The following is a 16,944-nucleotide window of genomic DNA, read 5'->3' on the forward strand; positions in this document are numbered from 1 at the left end:
GAAATGCCCGCGATTAAGACAATCTTAATCATCGTTAACAGGATCGCGCCGTAACGCCTTAGCAATAAATGCAATTCTCCACTGGACTCGGCCGATTGCGGCAACTTTTCGTCAATAATCCGGCGGAACTGCGTTCAAGACCCCCAACATTTCGTTAACCATTTCCATGCTTGGGTGAGGCGAACTCACCGCCGAACCGGCGCGAACCGTCGCGCGATGCCGGGGCCTGCGCCATGACGCCTGAACTGCAACGGATGGACTGGATGCCCTCGCCCCCGCTTGCACCCATCGACAGCCCGCTCGACCTCGACCATCTCTCCCGGATGACGCTCGGCGATGCGGATCTGGAACAGGAAGTGCTCGCCATGTTCGCCGAGCAGGCTGTCCGCCTGATCGCGGCGATGGCGGCGCTGCCGGCCGAGACCGGCGCATTGGCCCACAAGCTCAAGGGCTCGGCCCGCGGGGTCGGCGCCTTTGCGGTGGCTGATGCCGCAGCAAGCCTGGAGATCGCGGTCCAGACCGGCCATGACCAGCGCCACGCCCTCGCCGCGCTGAAGGAGGCAGTGACCGAGGCCCGTGCCGCCATCGAGGCGATGCTGAAGCCTTGAGGCCACGCGGCCGAGCCGGACTCTAGTCTCTTGTTTTGACGCGTTTTCTTCCCGCAAAGCGGGATTCACTTCGGCTGAAAACCCTATGGCGCCGGGCTGATCGACCCGTTATAGGACAGCCCGGACCCTCCTTCATTCCCAGCACCGCGGCAGCACGAGCACACATGGCCAAGATTCACTTTGTCGACCACAAGGGCGAAACCCGCACGGTGGAAATCGAGAACGGCGCAACCGTGATGGAAGCCGCGATCCGCAACAGCATTCCCGGCGTCGAGGCCGAATGCGGCGGCGCCTGCGCCTGCGCGACCTGCCATGTCTATGTCGACGAAGCCTGGCGTGAGAAGGTCGGCAGCCCGACGCCGATGGAAGAGGACATGCTCGATTTCGGCTTCGATGTGCGCCCGAATTCGCGCCTGTCCTGCCAGATCAAGGTCTCCGACGATCTCGACGGTCTCGTCGTGACGACACCGGAACGCCAGGCCTGATCTTTCAAGCCTGCTCCTTCTTGCGATTTACGAAGCGCTCGGCGGCGCGACTTCGATGCCGCGCTTGTGCCAGGGTCTGAATTTCTCGATCACCTCCGCGGTCAGCGGGGCCGGCCGGCGCGTCGCCTCGTCGAGCAAGACGCCGACCGAAATCGCCGAGGCGATGCATGTTCCCTCCGAGAACACGACCTGCTCGAAGGTCACTGACGTCCGTCCGAGCTTCACTACGCCGAGGCCGAGCTCGATCGTGTTTGGCCAGTGCAGTTCGGCGCGGAAATGCATGTCGAGCCGCACCATGATCCAGGCGAGGCCCGGCGGGGTCAGACCGTACTGGGGAAGCTTCATCAGCGTGACGCGGCCGGTCTCGAAATAGGTGGCGTAGACAGCGTTGTTGACGTGCTGGTTGGGGTCGAGATCGCCAAAGCGGACATTGTCGCTGAGGCGGAAGGGGAAGTCCTCCAGACGCGGCGTCGTGTCGAGGCGGCTTGGTGCGTTCACCGATTGATCTCCGTCATATCCATCCTCGTTACAACCCAGTTATCCTGACCCGGCAAGTGGGCGCGGCTGCGGGGCGCTCCCGCTTTTATGCCTTCCCTGATCCATCCCCGTTGGCTAGACAGGCAGGGTCACCTCTGCCCGCCGGGCGCCGTCCAACCGATAACGACCGATAAAGAGACGACATGAGCGACGTGATCAAAACCGATGTGCTGATTATTGGCGCCGGCCCGTGCGGTCTGTTCGCCGCCTTCGAGCTTGGCCTTCTCGACATGAAGACGCATTTCGTCGACATCCTCGACAAGGTCGGCGGCCAGTGCGCCGAGCTCTATCCGGAAAAGCCGATCTACGACATTCCCGGCATTCCGCAGGTTTCGGGGCAGGGCCTCACCGACGCGTTGATGGAGCAGATCAAGCCGTTCCATCCGACCTTCCATCTCGGCGAGATGGTCGAGACCGTGGAGAAGATCGGCGATCCCGCCTTTCGTTGCATCACCGACGCGGGCAAGGTGTTCGAATGCAAGGTGCTGGTGATCGCGGCCGGCGGCGGCTCGTTCCAGCCCAAGCGTCCGCCGGTGCCGGGCATCGAGGCCTATGAAGGCACTTCAGTCCATTACGCCGTGCGCAAGATGGAGACGTTCCGTGACAAGAACGTGCTGGTCGTCGGCGGCGGCGATTCCGCGCTCGACTGGACGCTCAATCTGCATCCGATCGCGAAGCGCATCACGCTGTTGCACCGGCGTGACGAATTTCGCGCCGCGCCCCACAGCGTCGAGCAGATGCGTGCGCTGGTCGCCGGCGGCAAGATGGATCTCCGGCTCGGCCAGCTCACCGCTCTCTCAGGCACCGAGGGCAAGCTCACGGGCGCTACCATCAAGGGCAACGACAACAGCGTCACGGAGATTTCCTGCGACACCATGCTGCCGTTCTTCGGGCTGACCATGAAGCTCGGCCCGGTCGCGAACTGGGGCATCGCGCTGGAGAACAATCTGGTACCGGTCGAGACGTCCGCGTTCGAGACCAATGTTCCCGGCATCTTCGCGATCGGCGACATCAACACCTATCCCGGCAAGATCAAGCTGATCCTGTGCGGCTTCCACGAGGGCGCGCTGATGTCGCAAAAAGCCCATCGCTACGTCTATCCGGAGAAGCGGCTCGTGTTCCAGTACACGACCTCGTCCTCCAGCCTGCAAAAGAAGCTCGGTGTCAACTGACGGCGGCGGGGTGGGGAGGGGATGCCCCATGTTTCTGGCGCTGGAACCGTTCGCGAAATCGCCGTAGTCTGCGGCCATTCCGGTCGTGGAATAACAAGGTGACCTAATGCGGATTTTTTCCAGCTCTCGGCTGCTCCCCTTCCTCGCGCTCGCATTGTCGCTCGCGACGGTGACGCCGTCTGCGGCACAAATCGCCGAGCCCACGGCGGCGGGCCTTTGGCAGAAGGTCGAGGACGGCAAGACGGTCGGATGGTTCCTCTTCATCGACCATAACGGCATCTTCGAAGGCGTGATCGCAAAGACCTTCCCGCGGCCCGGCGATGATCCGAACGAGATCTGCGCCAAGTGCACCGACGATCGCAAGAACGCACCGGTGCTCGGCATCTCCTTCGTCCGCAACATGAAGCGCGACGGATTGAAGTACGAAGGCGGCAACGTTCTCAATCCGCGCGACGGCCAGATCTGGAAGGCCAACATGAAGGTCAGTCCTGATGGCCAGACCCTGACCCTGCGCGGCTATCTCGGCATCGCGCTGCTCGGCAAGGACGAGGCCTGGACGCGCCTGCCTGACACCAACATCGCCCAGGTCGATCCCGCCATCGTCGCAAAATATCTGCCCGCGCAGGCTGCGGCCACCAAGCCGCCGGCGCCGACGAAGAAGAGTGGCGGCACGATGATGGCGCCGGCGCCCAAGCAGTAAGGGTGTCCGTCGCGCGCTGGGCCGCCTGATCGGCAGTAGCTCCGCACATCGTCGTCATTCCTCGCGCAGGCGGGACGACGGAGAGTCGGCGGCGGCCATATCCGCCGAAAGACCAACGGGCCGCGGGCCCGCTCCAGTAGTTGCCCGGAATGCATGCTGGCGCCGGATTTGCATAGCTATCCGCAGAGCTGCTGGGGGAATGAGTCGCTGCCCTCCGCGCCTTTCGCGCAAGCTGCGGAAGGCGGGCGGCGTGCGTTGTCCCACGCGGCGATCACGTCGACCCGCGGAGACGATATGCGACCTCCAAGATTGCGACTTGCAAGATTGCGACCTGCAAGATTGTATGCGGCGCCCTTGCTGGGCCTCGCCGCGCTCGTGACGACATCGGCGCAGGCGCGCGATGACGGACGCTATGCCAACTCGCCGTTGAAGCCCTGGTTCGAGAGCCTGTACAGCGAATACGGGCAATGCTGCACGGATGCGGACGGCTACGTCATTGCCGACGTCGATTGGGAGTCCGATCACGGCCGCTTCCGCGTCCGCATCGACAACGAGTGGGTCGTGGTGCCCGACGGTGCCGTCATCACCGTGCCGAACAAGATCGGTCGCACCATGGTGTGGAAGCACTATATCGACGGCCATCCGCGGGTACGCTGTTTCATGCCGGGCAGCATGACCTGAAACGCTGACGGCGCCCGCATCAGATGCAGGCGCCGAAGGCGAAGGGGAGGCTTAGCGCGCTTCGCTTCCCGAGCCGGCGCTCGCAAGCTGCTTCACGCGCGGCGACAACACCGAGACCTGTGCGGGCGAGGCGGGCATGCCGGCGACGGTCATCGCCGGCGCGGTCGACTGCTCCTCGACGCCGGCGCCGCCGAGCACCTGCACCTGCATCGCCGAGATCGGCAGCGACTTCACTTCGTAAGAGGGAAGCTCACTGGCGAAAGCACCGGTCGAGCTCGCAATCGCGGCACTGGCGACGGCAATCATTGTGAGAACACGCATTGGAAAATCTCCGTTGAAGATGTCAATCGGAGGTTTGGTCGTGGCGATGCCGGGCCAGGTTCGCTTGTGAGAGAACATTCCCGTGGCCGTCGACGAACATATTGATTGCTTGATGCGCAACGACGAAACGAGGAAGAAGTTTTTGGCGCCAGTGTTTCCGGACGGTTTCGCCGCATCGATCGAAGCAGCTCGCCGCTAGCTTGTCTGCAACTCCAGCTGCGCAGATATGGTCGGCGCGGCGGCGACGGGAAAGCGCAGGCTCATGCTCGTGCCGCGGCCAGGCGTGGAGGAGATGATCAGCTCGCCGCCGTGGGCCGCCATGATCTCGCGGACGATCGACAAGCCGAGGCCCGCGCCGTCGCCGGCGGTGTTGCCGGTCTGAAACGGCTCGAGCAGTTTGTGTTCCGCGCCATCGGGCAGGCCCGCGCCGTCGTCGTCGATCGAGACGCCGTCGCGGCGGAGCGTGGCGACGATGCGTCGCGCGCCATGGGCGTGGATGAGCGCGTTTCCGACGAGATTGGCAAGCGCGCTGCGAACCGCGGCATCCACGCCCTGCACCAGGAGCGGACCTTTCTCGGCCTGTTCCAGCGCGAGCTCGATGCCGGCGTCCAGTGCCGAGGGGCCGAAATCGGCCAGCACGTCCAGCGTGATCTGGGCGAGATCGATCGGCCGTTTTTCGATCGCATGATTTTGCAGCCGCGCCAGGTCCAGCATGGCGGAGACCAGCGACGTCAGGCGCCTGATGTCGCGCACCAGCTCGACCTTCAGGGCCGGCTCGGACACGTCCTCGACCTTCGCGCGCAGCAGCGTCAGCGGTGTGCGCAGCTGATGGGCGGCGTTGCCGAGGAAGCGGCGCTGCATCCTGATATAGGCGTCGATCTCGCCGAAGGCGCGGTTCAGCGCCTCGACCAACGGCTTCAATTCGCGAGGGACCTCGGACAGGGAGATCAGACCTTGCGGTGCCGACGGGTCGATCGCGAGCGCGCGAAGCGCCACCCGTTCGATCCCACGCGAGACGAAACGTGCAGCAAGCGCCGAGCCGATGGCGACGGTCGCCGCAAAGGCCAGCGCTACTAGGATGATCGAAAAAATCCTGTTGACGAGGAAGTTCCCGGCCATTCGTCCGAAGCGGACCTGAGGCTCGCCGACCATCATCGCGAGCTGCAATGAGCCCCTTTGCGCGACGGCGAGGCAGAAGGTGCTCTTCTGGTCGAGTGTGTTGAAGACCGATGAGCCGACAGGCCCGTGATAGGGAAAGGCGAAGGGGAGGGCCGGCCGGCGTTCGCTGCCGTACTCGCTGACCATGTCGCCTGCGGACACGACGTACCAGAGGTTCGGGCTGTCGGCCTTCAACTCCGCGAGTGCGGAAGTCGGGCGTATCGTCAGGTTTCGTCCATCGATCTCGGTAGCGCGATCGAGAACAGCGGCGACGACCCGGCAGGCCCTGAACTCGCGTTCCTCCAGCGGGTACCTCGAGACGAAGATCGCGACCATGATCAGGAAGATCATTGTCGCGGCGATGCCGAGCGACAGCGCAAACGTTCGGGCGATCGACGTCATCGCGGCGGCGCCAGCCGCAGGATGTAGCCGATGCCTCGCATGCTGCGGATCTCGACATCGCCGCCGAGTTCGAGCAATTTCTTCCTTAGCCGCGAGACCTGAGCTTCCAGCGTGTTGGATTCGATCTCGTCGTCGAAGCCATAGATCTCCTCGATCAGGGCGGCGCGGGTGATGACGCGGTCGCGCCGCATCAGGAGAGCTCCGAGGATCAGCGCCTCGCGCCGCCGCAGTAGGATCTTGGTGTCGGCAACCACCGCCTCGTTGCTGCCGAGATGCAGCTCCACATTGCCGAGCGACAGCACCGAAGGGGCGAGCAGCCGGGGTCGCCGCAGCACCGCGCGCACCCGCGCGATCAGCTCCTGCGGCTCGAACGGCTTGCCGAGATAATCGTCGGCGCCGCTGTTGAGGCCGTCGACGACATCCTCCTTGGCGTCCTTGGAGGTCAACATGATGATGGCGGGGCGTTCCGGCGATCGGCTCAGCGCCGTGACCACCTGGAGCGCATCGCCGTCGGGCAGCATGCGGTCGACGATCGCGAGATCATATTTGAAATTGTCCAGCGCCTGGCGGGCATCGGCAATCGAGCCGACGAGATCGACGATCCCGTGCAATTGCCCGAGCAGGCGGCTGACATAGGCGCCGATCTGCGGTTCGTCTTCGATTACGAGGGAACGCACGCGGGTCGTCCTTGACTCTGCTGGGCAACAAAACCCCGAGCGTGACGCTCCCTGGCCGAAGTCTGGCGTTTCGGCTCCTGCGCAGGGTTCCCATAAAGGCAGCGAGCTTGGCGAATAAAAGGCAGCGGTGACGGCGCTGGCCGGCACCGGCGGTCAAAGTTTGGCGGCGTGAGCGCCGCGCGGCAATGTTCGGGCAATGTTGGTTCGGCGGCCGTCGCCAGGTGCGCGCCGGGAGCATGGTGGGGCGGCGGTTTTCGGCTTGCAATCTTGGGGCAATTTTGCCGGACCACATACTGGAGCTCCAACCACACGAGTCGACCAGGCCAGGAAGGCCGGTCCGGGGCCCTGTAATGAAGCATTTTGACGACGCCGCTCTTCGCCTCACGGTGAATGTGCGGCTCACGACCACCTTGCTCGCCGCACTCGGCGCGATCATGGCGATCCCTCAATCCGCATCGGCGCAGACCGCGTTCACGCTGCCGGCGCCGCCCTTCGAGCTGCCGATGCTACCTTCGCCTTCCGGCAACTGGACGGTCATGGTCGGCATCGGCGGCGAGTACATGCCTGACTTCGTCGGATCGAAGAACGGCAGGTTCATGCCGATCCCGATCTTCTCCATTCGCCGCGCCGGATCGATCGACCAGTTTCGCGGGCCGCGCGACAGCGCCAGCATCGCGCTGCTCGACGTCGGCAATTTTCGCGCAGGGCCTGCGTTCAAATACGTCGCCTCGCGCAAGGCCGACAAATATGCCGAGCTGACCGGCCTTGGCGACGTCAAGGCCGCCTACGAGCTTGGCGGCTTCGTCGAATATTATCCGGTCGACTGGCTCCGCCTGCGCAGCGAATTGCGCCAGGGCGTGGGCGGCCATACCGGCACCGTCGCCGACATCTCTGCCGACGTCATCGTGCCGCTGATTCAGAGGTTGACGGTCTCGGCCGGCCCGCGCTTCACCTGGAAAAGCACCAAGGCGACCGCTCCCTATTTCGGCGTCGACGCCGCGCAGGCGCTGGCGTCGGGATTGCCGACATTCAATGCCAAAGGCGGCGCGCACTCGGTCGGCTTCGGGAGCCAGGTCTCCTATCGCATCAATCCGCAGTGGGAGGTCCATGCCTATGTCGAATACGAGAAGCTGCTCGGCGATGCCGCGGACAGTCCGCTGGTGAAGCTGCGGGGATCGTCGAACCAGACCACCGTCGGTCTCGGCGCGTCGTATTCGTTCGATTTCAGGATCCGATAGGTCACCATGCGTCGCACTGCTTTTCTATGGATTGGCCTTGCAGCCGCTTGCGTCGCCCTCGGCGCTGCGGCGGCGTTCGAGACGCGGGCGAGCCGGCTCCAGGCGATCAAGACGGTGGGCATCGTCTCCGCTATCGGCGAAGAGATGAGCCTTTCACAGGCAGGCCTTACCAAGCTCGGCTCCACCGGGCAAAGCGCCTCGATCAGTGCATGGGGGCTGGACGAGCTGATCGTCCAGCAGGTCACCCGGCTGCTAGGCGGACGCTATCGCGTTCAGGCCGTCAACTACACCCGCGCCGCCTTCGCTGCTGTCAGAGATTCGGCGGTCACGCCCGTCAATCTGCTGCGGAGCGATCCGTTCAAGGAGCTGGTTCGCACCGACGTCACGCCCCAGGGACTGGATGCGTACATAGTCATCACCCGCGCGAAATCGAAACTCGGAAACGGTCGTAACGTCGAGGGGGTCGGGATCGCCGAATACCGGACGCTGCTTGCGGACTACGGCCTGATCCACGCGCTGTACGAGGTCCGCGTCATCGACGGCAAGACGTTCGACGTGATCGAGAAGAGGGCGGCCGCGCCGCTCGACAACACCGGGACCATAGGGATCGCCGGCCCGAGCTGGCCGGTGGAAGGGAACTTTGACGGTCCGGCTTCGAGCGAACGGCTGCGCGCGGCGATTGCGGACCTCATCACGCGCAGCCTGCCCGTCACGCTGGACGACATGCATCTGATCGGTGGTCAGTGAAGCCGGCTGGCGGCCTCAGGTCACCGGCGCGGGATTGAACAGCGTCAGATCGTTGTGGATGCCCCAGCGGTCCGACCATGGCTTGGTGCGGCCGGAGGCGACATCGAGGATCAGGCGGAACAGGTCCCAACCGGTCTCCTCGATGGTCTTCTCGCCGGTGGCGATGCGGCCTGTGTCGAAGTCGATCAGGTCTTTCCAGCGCCGCGCCAGCTCGCTGCGGGTCGCGACCTTGATGACGGGCGCGGCCGCAAGGCCGTAGGGCGTGCCGCGGCCGGTGGTGAACACCTGCAGCGTCATGCCGGAGGCGAGCTGAAGCGTGCCGCAGATGAAGTCGGAGGCGGGGGTTGCCGCGAACAGCATGCCCTTCTGCGTCGCCTTCTCGCCGGGCGAGAGCACGCCGGTGATTGCGCTCGAGCCGGACTTGACGATCGAGCCCAGTGACTTCTCGACGATGTTGGCGAGGCCGCCCTTCTTGTTGCCGGGCGTGGTGTTGGCGCTGCGATCGGCACCGCCTCGCGCGAGATAGGAATCGTACCAGGCCATCTCGCGCACCAGTGCGCGGCCGACGTCCTCGTTGATGGCGCGTCGCGTGAGCAGCTGGATGGCGTCGCGCACCTCGGTCACTTCCGAGAACATCACGGTGGCGCCGGCACGCACCAGCAGGTCGGCGGCGAAGCCGACGGCGGGATTGGCGGTGACGCCGGAGAAGGCGTCGCTGCCGCCGCATTGCAGGCCGATGACGAGATCGGAGGCCGGGCAGGTCTCTCGGGTGCGCTTGTTGAGAATTTTCAGCCGCGCCTCCGCCTGCGTCATGATCGCATCGACGATGGCGCCGAAGCCGTCGAAGGCTTCGTCCTGCATGCGCACGATGGCATCGCTGACGCCTTCCGGCACCAGCCGCTCCGGTGCGAGCTTCTCGCAGCCGAGGCCGACGACGAGGATCTCGCCGCCGAAATTCGGGTTGAGCGCGATGTTCTGCAGCGTGCGGATCGGAATCACTGCGTCTGGCGCGGTGATGGCGACGCCGCAGCCATAGGCATGGGTCAGCGGCACGACGTCGTCGACGTTGGGGTATTTCGGCAGCAGCTCGGCGCGGATTCGCTTGACCGCATATTCCATCGTGCCCTTGACGCATTGCACGGAAGAGGAGATGCCGAGGATGTTCTTGGTGCCGACCGAGCCGTCCGGATTGCGATAGCCTTCGAAGGTGAACCCTTCGAGCGGCGGCAGCGGCGCGGGGACGGCGGTCGAGATTTCGAGCTTGTCGAGGTCGGGGGCATCCGGCATGCGAATGCGTGCCTCGTCGACCCATTCGCCGGCCAGGATCGGCGACAGCGCGTAGCCGATGATCTCGCCGTAGCGGACGATCGGCTGATCTTGCGCGATGTCGACCAGCGCCGTCTTGTGCCCCTGCGGCACGAAGGCGCGCAGTGTCAGGCCGCTGGCAAAGCGGGAGCCGGCGGGAAGCCCAAAATCATTGACCACGATCGCGACGTTGTCGCGCTCGTTGAGCTTGATGTAGCGGGGCTGCTCTTTCGCTGCGACGTCCTGGTCCATCTACGCTTGCCTCCGAAGCCGTAGGGTGGGCAATGGCGCAACGCGCCGTGCCCACCATGCTTCATACCGAACGTAAGCGGTGGGCACGCTTCGCTTTGCCCACCCTACGATATCTTCCCGGTGGTCAGCCCGGGAACGTATAAGCCGTCTTCACCGTCGTGTAGAACTCGCGCGCGTAGGAGCCCTGCTCGCGGGCGCCGTAGCTCGAGCCCTTCCGGCCGCCGAACGGCACGTGATAGTCGACGCCGGCGGTCGGCAGGTTGACCATCACCATGCCGGACTCGCTGTTGCGCTTGTAGTGCGAGGCGTATTTCAGGCTGGTGGTGCAGATGCCGGAGGCGAGGCCGAACTCGGTGTCGTTGGAGATCGCCAGCGCCTCTTCGTAGTTCTTGGCGCGGATGACGGCGGCGACCGGGCCAAAGATCTCCTCACGCGCGATGCGCATGTTGTTGTTGGCTTCGGTGAACAGCGCCGGCTGCAGGTAGTGGCCGGGGTTCTCGCGCTTGAGCAACTCGCCGCCGAACGACAGGTTCGCACCCTCGTCCTGGCCGATCTTGATGTAGCGCAGGTCCTGGTCGAGCTGGCTCTGGTCCACGACGGGGCCGATATGCACGCCGGCCTTGAGCGCGTCGTCGACCGACAGGCCGTTCAGGCGCTCGGCCACCGCCGCGACGAAGCGGTCGTGAATGCCTTCGGTGACGATCAGGCGGGAGGAGGCGGTGCAGCGCTGGCCGGTGGAGAAATAGGCACCGTTGACGGCGACCTCGACGGCGGTCTTGAGGTCGGCGTCGTCGAGCACGACCAGCGGATTCTTGCCGCCCATCTCCAGCTGGAACTTCTTCATCGGGTTCGAGAGCACGCAGGCCTGCGCGATCTTGCGTCCGGTCTGCACCGAGCCCGTGAAGGAGATCGCCGCGACGTCGGGGTGGTCGAGCAGGGTCTGGCCGACCACCGAGCCGGAGCCGACCACGAGGTTGAACACGCCGGCGGGAATGCCGGAGCGGGTGATGATTTCGGCCAGCGCGTGACCCGAGCCCGGCACCAGCTCAGCCGGCTTGAATACCACGGTGTTGCCGTAGCACAGCGCGGGCGCGATCTTCCAGGCCGGGATCGCGATCGGGAAATTCCAGGGCGTGATCATGCCGACGACGCCGACCGGCTCACGGGTGAGCTCGACGTCGAGGCCGGGACGCACGGAGGCGCCCTTCTCGCCGATCAGGCGCAACGCCTCGCCGGCGAAGAACGCAAAGATCTGGCCGGCACGCGCGACCTCGCCGACGCCCTCGGGGAGCGTCTTGCCTTCCTCGCGGGCGAGCAGGCGGCCGAGCTCTTCCTTGCGGGCGAGGATCTCGAGGGAAATCTTGTTCAATGCGTCATAGCGAACCTGCGGCGTCGACTGCGCCCAGGCGGGGAAGGCGGCCTTGGCGGCTGCAATGGCCTTCTCGGTCTGCGCCTTGTCGGCCTTGGCGTATTCGCCGACAACGTCGTTGGTGTTGGAGGGGTTGATGTTCCTGGTGACGCCGGAGCCATCGACCCATTCGCCGCCGATGAAGTTCTTCAGGATCGCAGTCATCTCATTCCTCCAAGTCGTTTAAGGGGCATGATCCCTATCGGAAAACCGGTGCCCACTTTTCCGGGATCATGCCTGAAGTTTGTCTAACGCACGAGGCACGGACGCTTGTCGTCAAAGGTCCAGCCGGGGATCAGGTCCTGCATGGCAATAGCGTCATCGCGGGCACCGAGTCCATGCTGCTTGTAGAGGTCATGCGCCGCGTCGATGGCGGCCCTGTCGATTTCGATGCCCAGGCCCGGGCTATCAGGGACGGCAATCTTGCCGCCCTTGATCTGGAGCGGCTCTTTGGTGAGCGCCTGGCCGTCCTGCCAGATCCAGTGGGTGTCGATCGCAGTGACCTTGCCGGGGGCGGCGGCGCCGACATGGGTGAACATGGCCAGCGAAATGTCGAAATGGTTGTTGGAGTGCGAGCCCCAGGTCAGGCCGTTGTCACGGCAGGTCTGCGCCACCCGCACCGAGCCCTGCATGGTCCAGAAATGGGGATCGGCGAGCGGAATGTCCACCGCGCCGAGACGCAGCGCATGGGAGAGCTGCCGCCAGTCGGTGGCGATCATGTTGGTCGCGGTCGGCAGGCCGGTGGCGCGGCGGAACTCGGCCATGATCTCGCGGCCGGAAAAGCCGGCCTCGGCGCCGCAGGGGTCCTCGGCATAGGCGAGGATGCCGTGCATGTCCTTGCAGAGGCGGATCGCCTCGTCGAGCGACCAGGCGCCATTGGGATCGAGCGTCACGCGCGCGTTCGGGAAGCGCTTTGCGATCGCGGTGACGGCCTCGATCTCCTGCTCGCCGCGCAGCACGCCGCCTTTCAGCTTGAAGTCGGCGAAGCCGTAATGGTCGTGGGTGGCTTCCGCGAGCCGCACCACGGTCTCCGGGGTCATCGCCTCCTGATGGCGGAGATTGAACCATTCGGGCTTGCCGGTCTCGCCCTGGACGTAGTTCAGCTTCGACTTGCGCCGGTCGCCGACGAAGAAGAGATAGCCGAGCGTCTCGACGCTATTGCGTTGCTGGCCTTCGCCGAGCAGCGCGGCGACGGGCAAGTTGAGATGCTGGCCAAGCAGATCAAGCAGTGCGGATTCGATCGCGGTGACCGCGTGGATCATGACGCGAAGATCGAAAGTCTGCTTGCCGCGGCCGCCGGCGTCGCGGTCGGCGAAGGCGGTGCGGACGTCGGCGAGGATGTTGTTGAGCGCGCCGACGGTCTTGCCGATCACGAGATCGCGCGCGTCCTGGAGCGTCTGCCAGATCTTCTGCCCGCCCGGCACCTCGCCGACGCCGGTGTGGCCGGCATTGTCGGTGAGGATGACGATGTTGCGGGTGAAGAATGGCGCATGCGCGCCGCTCAGATTGAGGAGCATGCTGTCGCGGCCCGCGACCGGAATCACCCGCATCGCCGTGACGACAGGGGCGCCAGAGATATCGGTCACGGCCATCGCTCGCTCCTCGCTGTTGCCGCCCTATTCTGCCGCCTGTTGTGTCGATCGGATGGCGGGCAGATTCTTCACCAGCGCGGTCACTTCGGCGATCTCCTGCTCGGTGAGGTCGGTGAGCGGCGGGCGGACCGGGCCGGAGTCGCGGCCGATCACCTTCATGCCGGCCTTGATGATCGAGACGGCATAGCCCTTCTTGCGGTTGCGGATCGCGATCAGCGGCAGGATGAAGTCCTTCAGCCCGGCCTGGATCGTGGCATGGTCGCGCTTGCGCACCGCGGCGTAGAAGTTGGTGGCGAATTCCGGCACGAAATTGAACACGGCCGAGGAATAGGTCGTCACGCCCATGTCGAGATAGGGCAGCGCGAAAGTCTCGGCGGTCGGCAGGCCGCCGACATAGGTGAGACGATCGCCGAGCTTGGTGTAGACGCGGGTCATCAGCTCGATGTCGCCGATGCCGTCCTTGTAACCGACGAGGTTCGGGCAGCGCTCGGCAAGCCGCGCGAGCGTGTCGGGCTGCAGGATCGCGTTGTCGCGGTTGTAGACGATGACGCCGATTTTCACGGCGGCGCAGACCGCCTCGACATGGGCGGCAAGGCCCTCCTGCTCGGAGTGGGTGAGGTAGGGCGGCAGCAGCAGCAGGCCGTCCGCGCCGGCCTTCTCCGCGCCGATTGCGATCTCGCGGGCGATCGCGGTGCCATAGCCGGTGCCGGCGAGCACGGGCACGCGACCCTTGGTCTCGTCGACGGCGACCTTGACGACTTCAGGGACCTCGGTCGGCGTCAGCGAGAAGAATTCGCCGGTGCCGCCGGCGGCGAACAGGCCTGCGACATCATAGCCGCACAGCCAGTCCATGTTGGCGCGATAGGTCGCCTCGTCGAAGGAGTAGTCAGCCTTGAAGGGCGTGACGGGGAAAGACAGGAGGCCAGATCCGATCTTCTGGGCCATTTCCTGCGGGGTCATCTTGCTCATGGGCGCGCGGCTCCCTCATTGCGTGTTGTGGAGGACGCAAGCAGAAGGCTGCGCGTCCATGCGCCGTGGTTTAGGAGACCGTTCGATGCGGGTCCAAGCCAAAGCCTATATCGACCGATGCGAAATCAGCATCAATCTTCCGCGGGCTCCGCAGAGGCCAGTTCACCGGCGATTTTGACGAGCGCCGACAGCAGCGGATTCTCGTCGTCGCGGCGCCAGACCATGAACAACTCGACGGGGACGCGCGTGCGCAGCTTCAGCGGGCGCAGGCGCACGTCGGAAATCTTCAGGCTCGCAGCCGCCGCCGGCACGATCGCAAGGCCGAGGCCGGCGCGCACCATGGCGAGGATCGAGTGGATCTGGCTCAGATGCTGGACGTAGCGCGGCAGCACGTCGGCACGGGTGAACAGCGCCACCAGGAGATCGTGGAAGTAGCGGCTCTCATAGGGCGAATACATCACGAAGGGCTGGTCGTCGAAATCCTTGATGGTGATGCTGTCGGCATTGGCGAGCGGATGCTTCTTCGGGATCGCGGCGAGCAGGGGCTCGGCGACGACGCGGCGGCTGGTGAGCTCGGGGCGCGCGATCGGCGGCCTGAGCAGGCCGGCGTCGATCTGGCCCGAGGTCAGCGCCTCGAACTGGTCGCCCGACACCATCTCCTTCAGCGAGAAGTCGACCTCGGGCAGTTTTGCGCGGCAGGCCGCGACCAGTTCCGGCAGGAAGCCATAGGCCGCGGCCGCGGTGAAGCCGATCTTCAGCGAGCCGGTCTTGCCGAGCGCGATGCGGCGGGCGACCTGCGAGGCGCTCTCGGCAAGCTTGAGGATGCGCCGCGCCTCCGGCAGAAAGCTGCGCCCCGCCGGGGTGAGGCGCACCGAGCGGCTGGTGCGCTCCAGCAGCGGCGCATCGATGATGTGCTCGAGCACCTGGATCTGCCGGGACAGCGGCGGCTGGGTCATGTTCAGCCGCGTCGCGGCGCGGCCGAAATGCAGTTCCTCCGCCACCGTGACGAAACAGCGGAGCTGGTTGAGGTCGAACATCGATACATGCCTTAGATGGATAAGGCGTTTCCCCGGTACTTCTAGCATCGATCATCCCCAAAACAAAGACGGCGGCTTTTGGGCCGCCGTTGAGTTGCCTGGTCAAGCTCCCATCGGGAGCCCTCAGGAGGAACGTTTGAGCGTCACCCGCTCGATCTTGCCGACGATGACGAGATAGGCGAACGCCGCTACCAGCGCGTTGAGGCCCACGAACACCAGCGCGCCGTTGAACGAGCCGGTCGCGGCCAGGATGTAGCCGATCACGATCGGCGTGGTGATCGAGGAGAGATTGCCGAAGGTGTTGAACAGGCCGCCGGAGACGCCGCCGGCTTCCTTTGGCGAGGTGTCGGAGACGACCGCCCAGCCGAGCGCACCGATGCCCTTGCCGAAGAAGGCGAGCGCCATGAAGCCGACCACCAGCGCCTGTCCGTCGACATAGTTGCAGGCGATGATCGACATCGACAGCAGCATGCCGCCGACGATCGGGATCTTGCGCGCCATGGTCAGCGAGCCGGTCCGGCGCAGGATCGCATCCGAGATGATGCCGCCGAGCACGCCGCCGATGAAGCCGCACAATGCCGGCAGCGTCGCGACGAAACCGGCCTGCAGGATCGACAGGCCGCGCTCCTTGACCAGATAGACGGGGAACCAGGTCAGGAAGAAATAGGTCAGCGTGTTGATGCAATACTGGCCGAGATAGACGCCGAGCATCATGCGGTTGGAGAGCAGCTGGCGGATGTGGTCCGAGCCGGAGCCGGCCTCGGGCGCACGCGCGCGCGGCAGATCATCCTTGGGCGCGTCGAGATCAACCAGCGCGCCGCCTTCCTTGATGTAGTCGAACTCGGCATCGTTGATCGAAGGATGCTCCTTCGGGCCGTAGATGGTCTTGAGCCAGACGAAGCCCATGACGATGCCGAGCGCGCCCATCACGAAGAACACGACGCGCCAGCCATAGGCGTGCGCGATCCAGCCCATCAGCGGCGCGAAGATCACGGTCGCGAAGTACTGTCCCGAGTTGAAGAAGGCCGACGCGGTGCCGCGCTCGCTGCCCGGAAACCACGCCGCGACGATGCGGGCGTTGGCGGGGAAGGAGGGCGCTTCCGCGACGCCGACCAGGAGGCGGAGCGCGAACAGCACGACAACAGCCGTGCCGGCGCTGAGGAAGCCGACCCAGCCCTGCATCAGCGTGAACAGCGACCAGATGATGATGCTGAAGGCATAGACGAGACGCGAGCCATAACGGTCGAGCAGCCAGCCGCCCGGTACCTGCGCCGCGACATAGGACCAGCCGAACGCCGAGAAGATCCAGCCCATGGCGACGGGATCGAGATGCAGCTCCTTGGACAGCGCGGGGCCTGCGATCGACAGCGTGGCGCGGTCGGCATAATTGACGGTGGTGACCAGGAACAACATGGTCACGATGAACAGCCTGACGCGAGACCTCCTCACGTCCGCTGCGGACACCACTGCGCTCATCAGGCGCCTCCTCAAGTCGAGATGTTTCCTCGATCCGACTCCTAGAGGCGCGCGCGGCAAAGTGTCCAAGTTCAAGGGGGTATCGATCGATACCGTTTTTGGATTGATGAAACGGCAGGTAGCGGGGAACGATGGTAAGGGAGTGAGATTGCGCGAGTGCAGTTTGTGGCAGCGCGCTA

At 64.9% G+C, this 16,944-nt stretch carries 17 protein-coding genes; 7 read left to right on the forward strand and 10 right to left on the reverse strand.

Features of this window, described 5'->3' with window-relative positions; translation table 11 throughout:
• Window positions 1–233 precede the first annotated feature (233 nt).
• Together GDN70_RS14070 and GDN70_RS14075 are read left to right on the forward strand one after the other, a co-directional pair.
• Entirely contained in the window at window positions 234–608 is a 375-nt protein-coding gene (locus GDN70_RS14070; protein WP_038949074.1) for an Hpt domain-containing protein, read from the forward strand.
• 164 nt (window positions 609–772) lie between these two features.
• Window positions 773–1,093, forward strand: a complete 321-nt coding sequence (locus GDN70_RS14075; RefSeq protein ID WP_018317347.1) for a 2Fe-2S iron-sulfur cluster-binding protein — start codon at window positions 773–775, stop codon at window positions 1,091–1,093.
• A 27-nt stretch (window positions 1,094–1,120) separates the two neighbouring features.
• Here GDN70_RS14075 and GDN70_RS14080 read toward each other — a convergent pair whose 3' ends face one another.
• The gene (locus tag GDN70_RS14080; RefSeq protein ID WP_028143289.1) at window positions 1,121–1,591 is read right to left on the reverse strand and encodes a thioesterase family protein; all 471 of its coding nucleotides are present in this window, start codon (window positions 1,589–1,591) and stop codon (window positions 1,121–1,123) included.
• Between the two features lie 182 nt (window positions 1,592–1,773).
• Between GDN70_RS14080 and GDN70_RS14085 the strand changes: the two genes are divergently transcribed.
• The 3 genes from GDN70_RS14085 to GDN70_RS14095 all read left to right on the forward strand — a co-directional run bounded on the left by GDN70_RS14085 (window position 1,774) and on the right by GDN70_RS14095 (window position 4,183).
• Window positions 1,774–2,802 carry an NAD(P)/FAD-dependent oxidoreductase gene (locus GDN70_RS14085; protein WP_152102682.1) on the forward strand — a complete coding sequence of 343 codons (1,029 nt, stop codon included), beginning with the start codon at window positions 1,774–1,776 and terminating at the stop codon, window positions 2,800–2,802.
• A gap of 106 nt (window positions 2,803–2,908) precedes the next feature.
• Complete coding sequence (locus GDN70_RS14090) at window positions 2,909–3,502, forward strand: DUF2147 domain-containing protein (protein WP_028143287.1); 594 nt, start codon at window positions 2,909–2,911, stop codon at window positions 3,500–3,502.
• A 294-nt stretch (window positions 3,503–3,796) separates the two neighbouring features.
• The gene (locus GDN70_RS14095; protein WP_081494309.1) at window positions 3,797–4,183 is read left to right on the forward strand and encodes a hypothetical protein; all 387 of its coding nucleotides are present in this window, start codon (window positions 3,797–3,799) and stop codon (window positions 4,181–4,183) included.
• A 51-nt stretch (window positions 4,184–4,234) separates the two neighbouring features.
• Here GDN70_RS14095 and GDN70_RS14100 read toward each other — a convergent pair whose 3' ends face one another.
• From GDN70_RS14100 to GDN70_RS14110, 3 genes are all read right to left on the reverse strand, one after another.
• On the reverse strand, window positions 4,235–4,504 hold the full coding sequence (locus GDN70_RS14100; RefSeq protein ID WP_038949077.1) for a hypothetical protein: 270 nt from the start codon (window positions 4,502–4,504) through the stop codon (window positions 4,235–4,237).
• A gap of 195 nt (window positions 4,505–4,699) precedes the next feature.
• Entirely contained in the window at window positions 4,700–6,064 is a 1,365-nt protein-coding gene (locus GDN70_RS14105; protein WP_038971699.1) for a cell wall metabolism sensor histidine kinase WalK, read from the reverse strand.
• Entirely contained in the window at window positions 6,061–6,741 is a 681-nt protein-coding gene (locus tag GDN70_RS14110; protein ID WP_028143283.1) for a response regulator transcription factor, read from the reverse strand. Before GDN70_RS14110 ends, GDN70_RS14105 begins: the two co-directional genes overlap by 4 nt.
• A 350-nt stretch (window positions 6,742–7,091) precedes the next feature.
• Here GDN70_RS14110 and GDN70_RS14115 point away from each other — a divergent pair, with 350 nt between their 5' ends.
• Window positions 7,092–7,979 (forward strand): MipA/OmpV family protein, encoded by an 888-nt coding sequence (locus GDN70_RS14115; RefSeq protein WP_173015807.1) that lies wholly within the window; start codon window positions 7,092–7,094, stop codon window positions 7,977–7,979.
• Window positions 7,980–7,985: 6 nt separating this feature from the next.
• A complete protein-coding gene (locus tag GDN70_RS14120) occupies window positions 7,986–8,726 on the forward strand; it encodes a hypothetical protein (protein ID WP_152102683.1) in 741 nt (246 codons plus the stop codon).
• Window positions 8,727–8,741: 15 nt separating this feature from the next.
• Here GDN70_RS14120 and garD read toward each other — a convergent pair whose 3' ends face one another.
• From garD to GDN70_RS14150, 6 genes are all read right to left on the reverse strand, one after another.
• The gene (gene garD / locus GDN70_RS14125) at window positions 8,742–10,283 is read right to left on the reverse strand and encodes a galactarate dehydratase (protein WP_152102684.1); all 1,542 of its coding nucleotides are present in this window, start codon (window positions 10,281–10,283) and stop codon (window positions 8,742–8,744) included.
• Window positions 10,284–10,407: 124 nt separating this feature from the next.
• The gene (locus GDN70_RS14130; protein WP_152102685.1) at window positions 10,408–11,856 is read right to left on the reverse strand and encodes an aldehyde dehydrogenase family protein; all 1,449 of its coding nucleotides are present in this window, start codon (window positions 11,854–11,856) and stop codon (window positions 10,408–10,410) included.
• A gap of 83 nt (window positions 11,857–11,939) precedes the next feature.
• Window positions 11,940–13,283 carry a glucarate dehydratase gene (gudD, locus tag GDN70_RS14135; RefSeq protein WP_152102686.1) on the reverse strand — a complete coding sequence of 448 codons (1,344 nt, stop codon included), beginning with the start codon at window positions 13,281–13,283 and terminating at the stop codon, window positions 11,940–11,942.
• 24 nt (window positions 13,284–13,307) lie between these two features.
• Window positions 13,308–14,252, reverse strand: a complete 945-nt coding sequence (kdgD, locus tag GDN70_RS14140) for a 5-dehydro-4-deoxyglucarate dehydratase (protein ID WP_018317335.1) — start codon at window positions 14,250–14,252, stop codon at window positions 13,308–13,310.
• Between the two features lie 131 nt (window positions 14,253–14,383).
• Window positions 14,384–15,289 (reverse strand): LysR substrate-binding domain-containing protein, encoded by a 906-nt coding sequence (locus GDN70_RS14145; protein WP_018317334.1) that lies wholly within the window; start codon window positions 15,287–15,289, stop codon window positions 14,384–14,386.
• Window positions 15,290–15,412: 123 nt separating this feature from the next.
• A complete protein-coding gene (locus GDN70_RS14150; RefSeq protein ID WP_173015808.1) occupies window positions 15,413–16,765 on the reverse strand; it encodes an MFS transporter in 1,353 nt (450 codons plus the stop codon).
• Window positions 16,766–16,944: the final 179 nt, after the last annotated feature.

This window comes from Bradyrhizobium sp. TM102, assembly GCF_009176685.1.
GTDB classification, from domain to species: domain Bacteria; phylum Pseudomonadota; class Alphaproteobacteria; order Rhizobiales; family Xanthobacteraceae; genus Bradyrhizobium; species Bradyrhizobium ottawaense.

What these genes read in the sequence shown, in the direction of transcription:
- GDN70_RS14070 (WP_038949074.1), top strand. Translation starts at nt 234, where the DNA reads ATGACGCCTGAACTGCAACGGATGGACTGGATGCCCTCGCCCCCGCTT.
- GDN70_RS14075 (WP_018317347.1), top strand. Translation starts at nt 773, where the DNA reads ATGGCCAAGATTCACTTTGTCGACCACAAGGGCGAAACCCGCACGGTG.
- GDN70_RS14085 (WP_152102682.1), top strand. Translation starts at nt 1,774, where the DNA reads ATGAGCGACGTGATCAAAACCGATGTGCTGATTATTGGCGCCGGCCCG.
- GDN70_RS14090 (WP_028143287.1), top strand. Translation starts at nt 2,909, where the DNA reads ATGCGGATTTTTTCCAGCTCTCGGCTGCTCCCCTTCCTCGCGCTCGCA.
- GDN70_RS14095 (WP_081494309.1), top strand. Translation starts at nt 3,797, where the DNA reads ATGCGACCTCCAAGATTGCGACTTGCAAGATTGCGACCTGCAAGATTG.
- GDN70_RS14100 (WP_038949077.1), bottom strand. Translation starts at nt 4,504, where the DNA reads ATGCGTGTTCTCACAATGATTGCCGTCGCCAGTGCCGCGATTGCGAGC.
- GDN70_RS14105 (WP_038971699.1), bottom strand. Translation starts at nt 6,064, where the DNA reads ATGACGTCGATCGCCCGAACGTTTGCGCTGTCGCTCGGCATCGCCGCG.
- GDN70_RS14115 (WP_173015807.1), top strand. Translation starts at nt 7,092, where the DNA reads ATGAAGCATTTTGACGACGCCGCTCTTCGCCTCACGGTGAATGTGCGG.
- GDN70_RS14120 (WP_152102683.1), top strand. Translation starts at nt 7,986, where the DNA reads ATGCGTCGCACTGCTTTTCTATGGATTGGCCTTGCAGCCGCTTGCGTC.
- garD (WP_152102684.1), bottom strand. Translation starts at nt 10,283, where the DNA reads ATGGACCAGGACGTCGCAGCGAAAGAGCAGCCCCGCTACATCAAGCTC.
- GDN70_RS14130 (WP_152102685.1), bottom strand. Translation starts at nt 11,856, where the DNA reads ATGACTGCGATCCTGAAGAACTTCATCGGCGGCGAATGGGTCGATGGC.
- gudD (WP_152102686.1), bottom strand. Translation starts at nt 13,283, where the DNA reads ATGGCCGTGACCGATATCTCTGGCGCCCCTGTCGTCACGGCGATGCGG.
- kdgD (WP_018317335.1), bottom strand. Translation starts at nt 14,252, where the DNA reads ATGAGCAAGATGACCCCGCAGGAAATGGCCCAGAAGATCGGATCTGGC.
- GDN70_RS14145 (WP_018317334.1), bottom strand. Translation starts at nt 15,289, where the DNA reads ATGTTCGACCTCAACCAGCTCCGCTGTTTCGTCACGGTGGCGGAGGAA.
- GDN70_RS14150 (WP_173015808.1), bottom strand. Translation starts at nt 16,765, where the DNA reads ATGAGCGCAGTGGTGTCCGCAGCGGACGTGAGGAGGTCTCGCGTCAGG.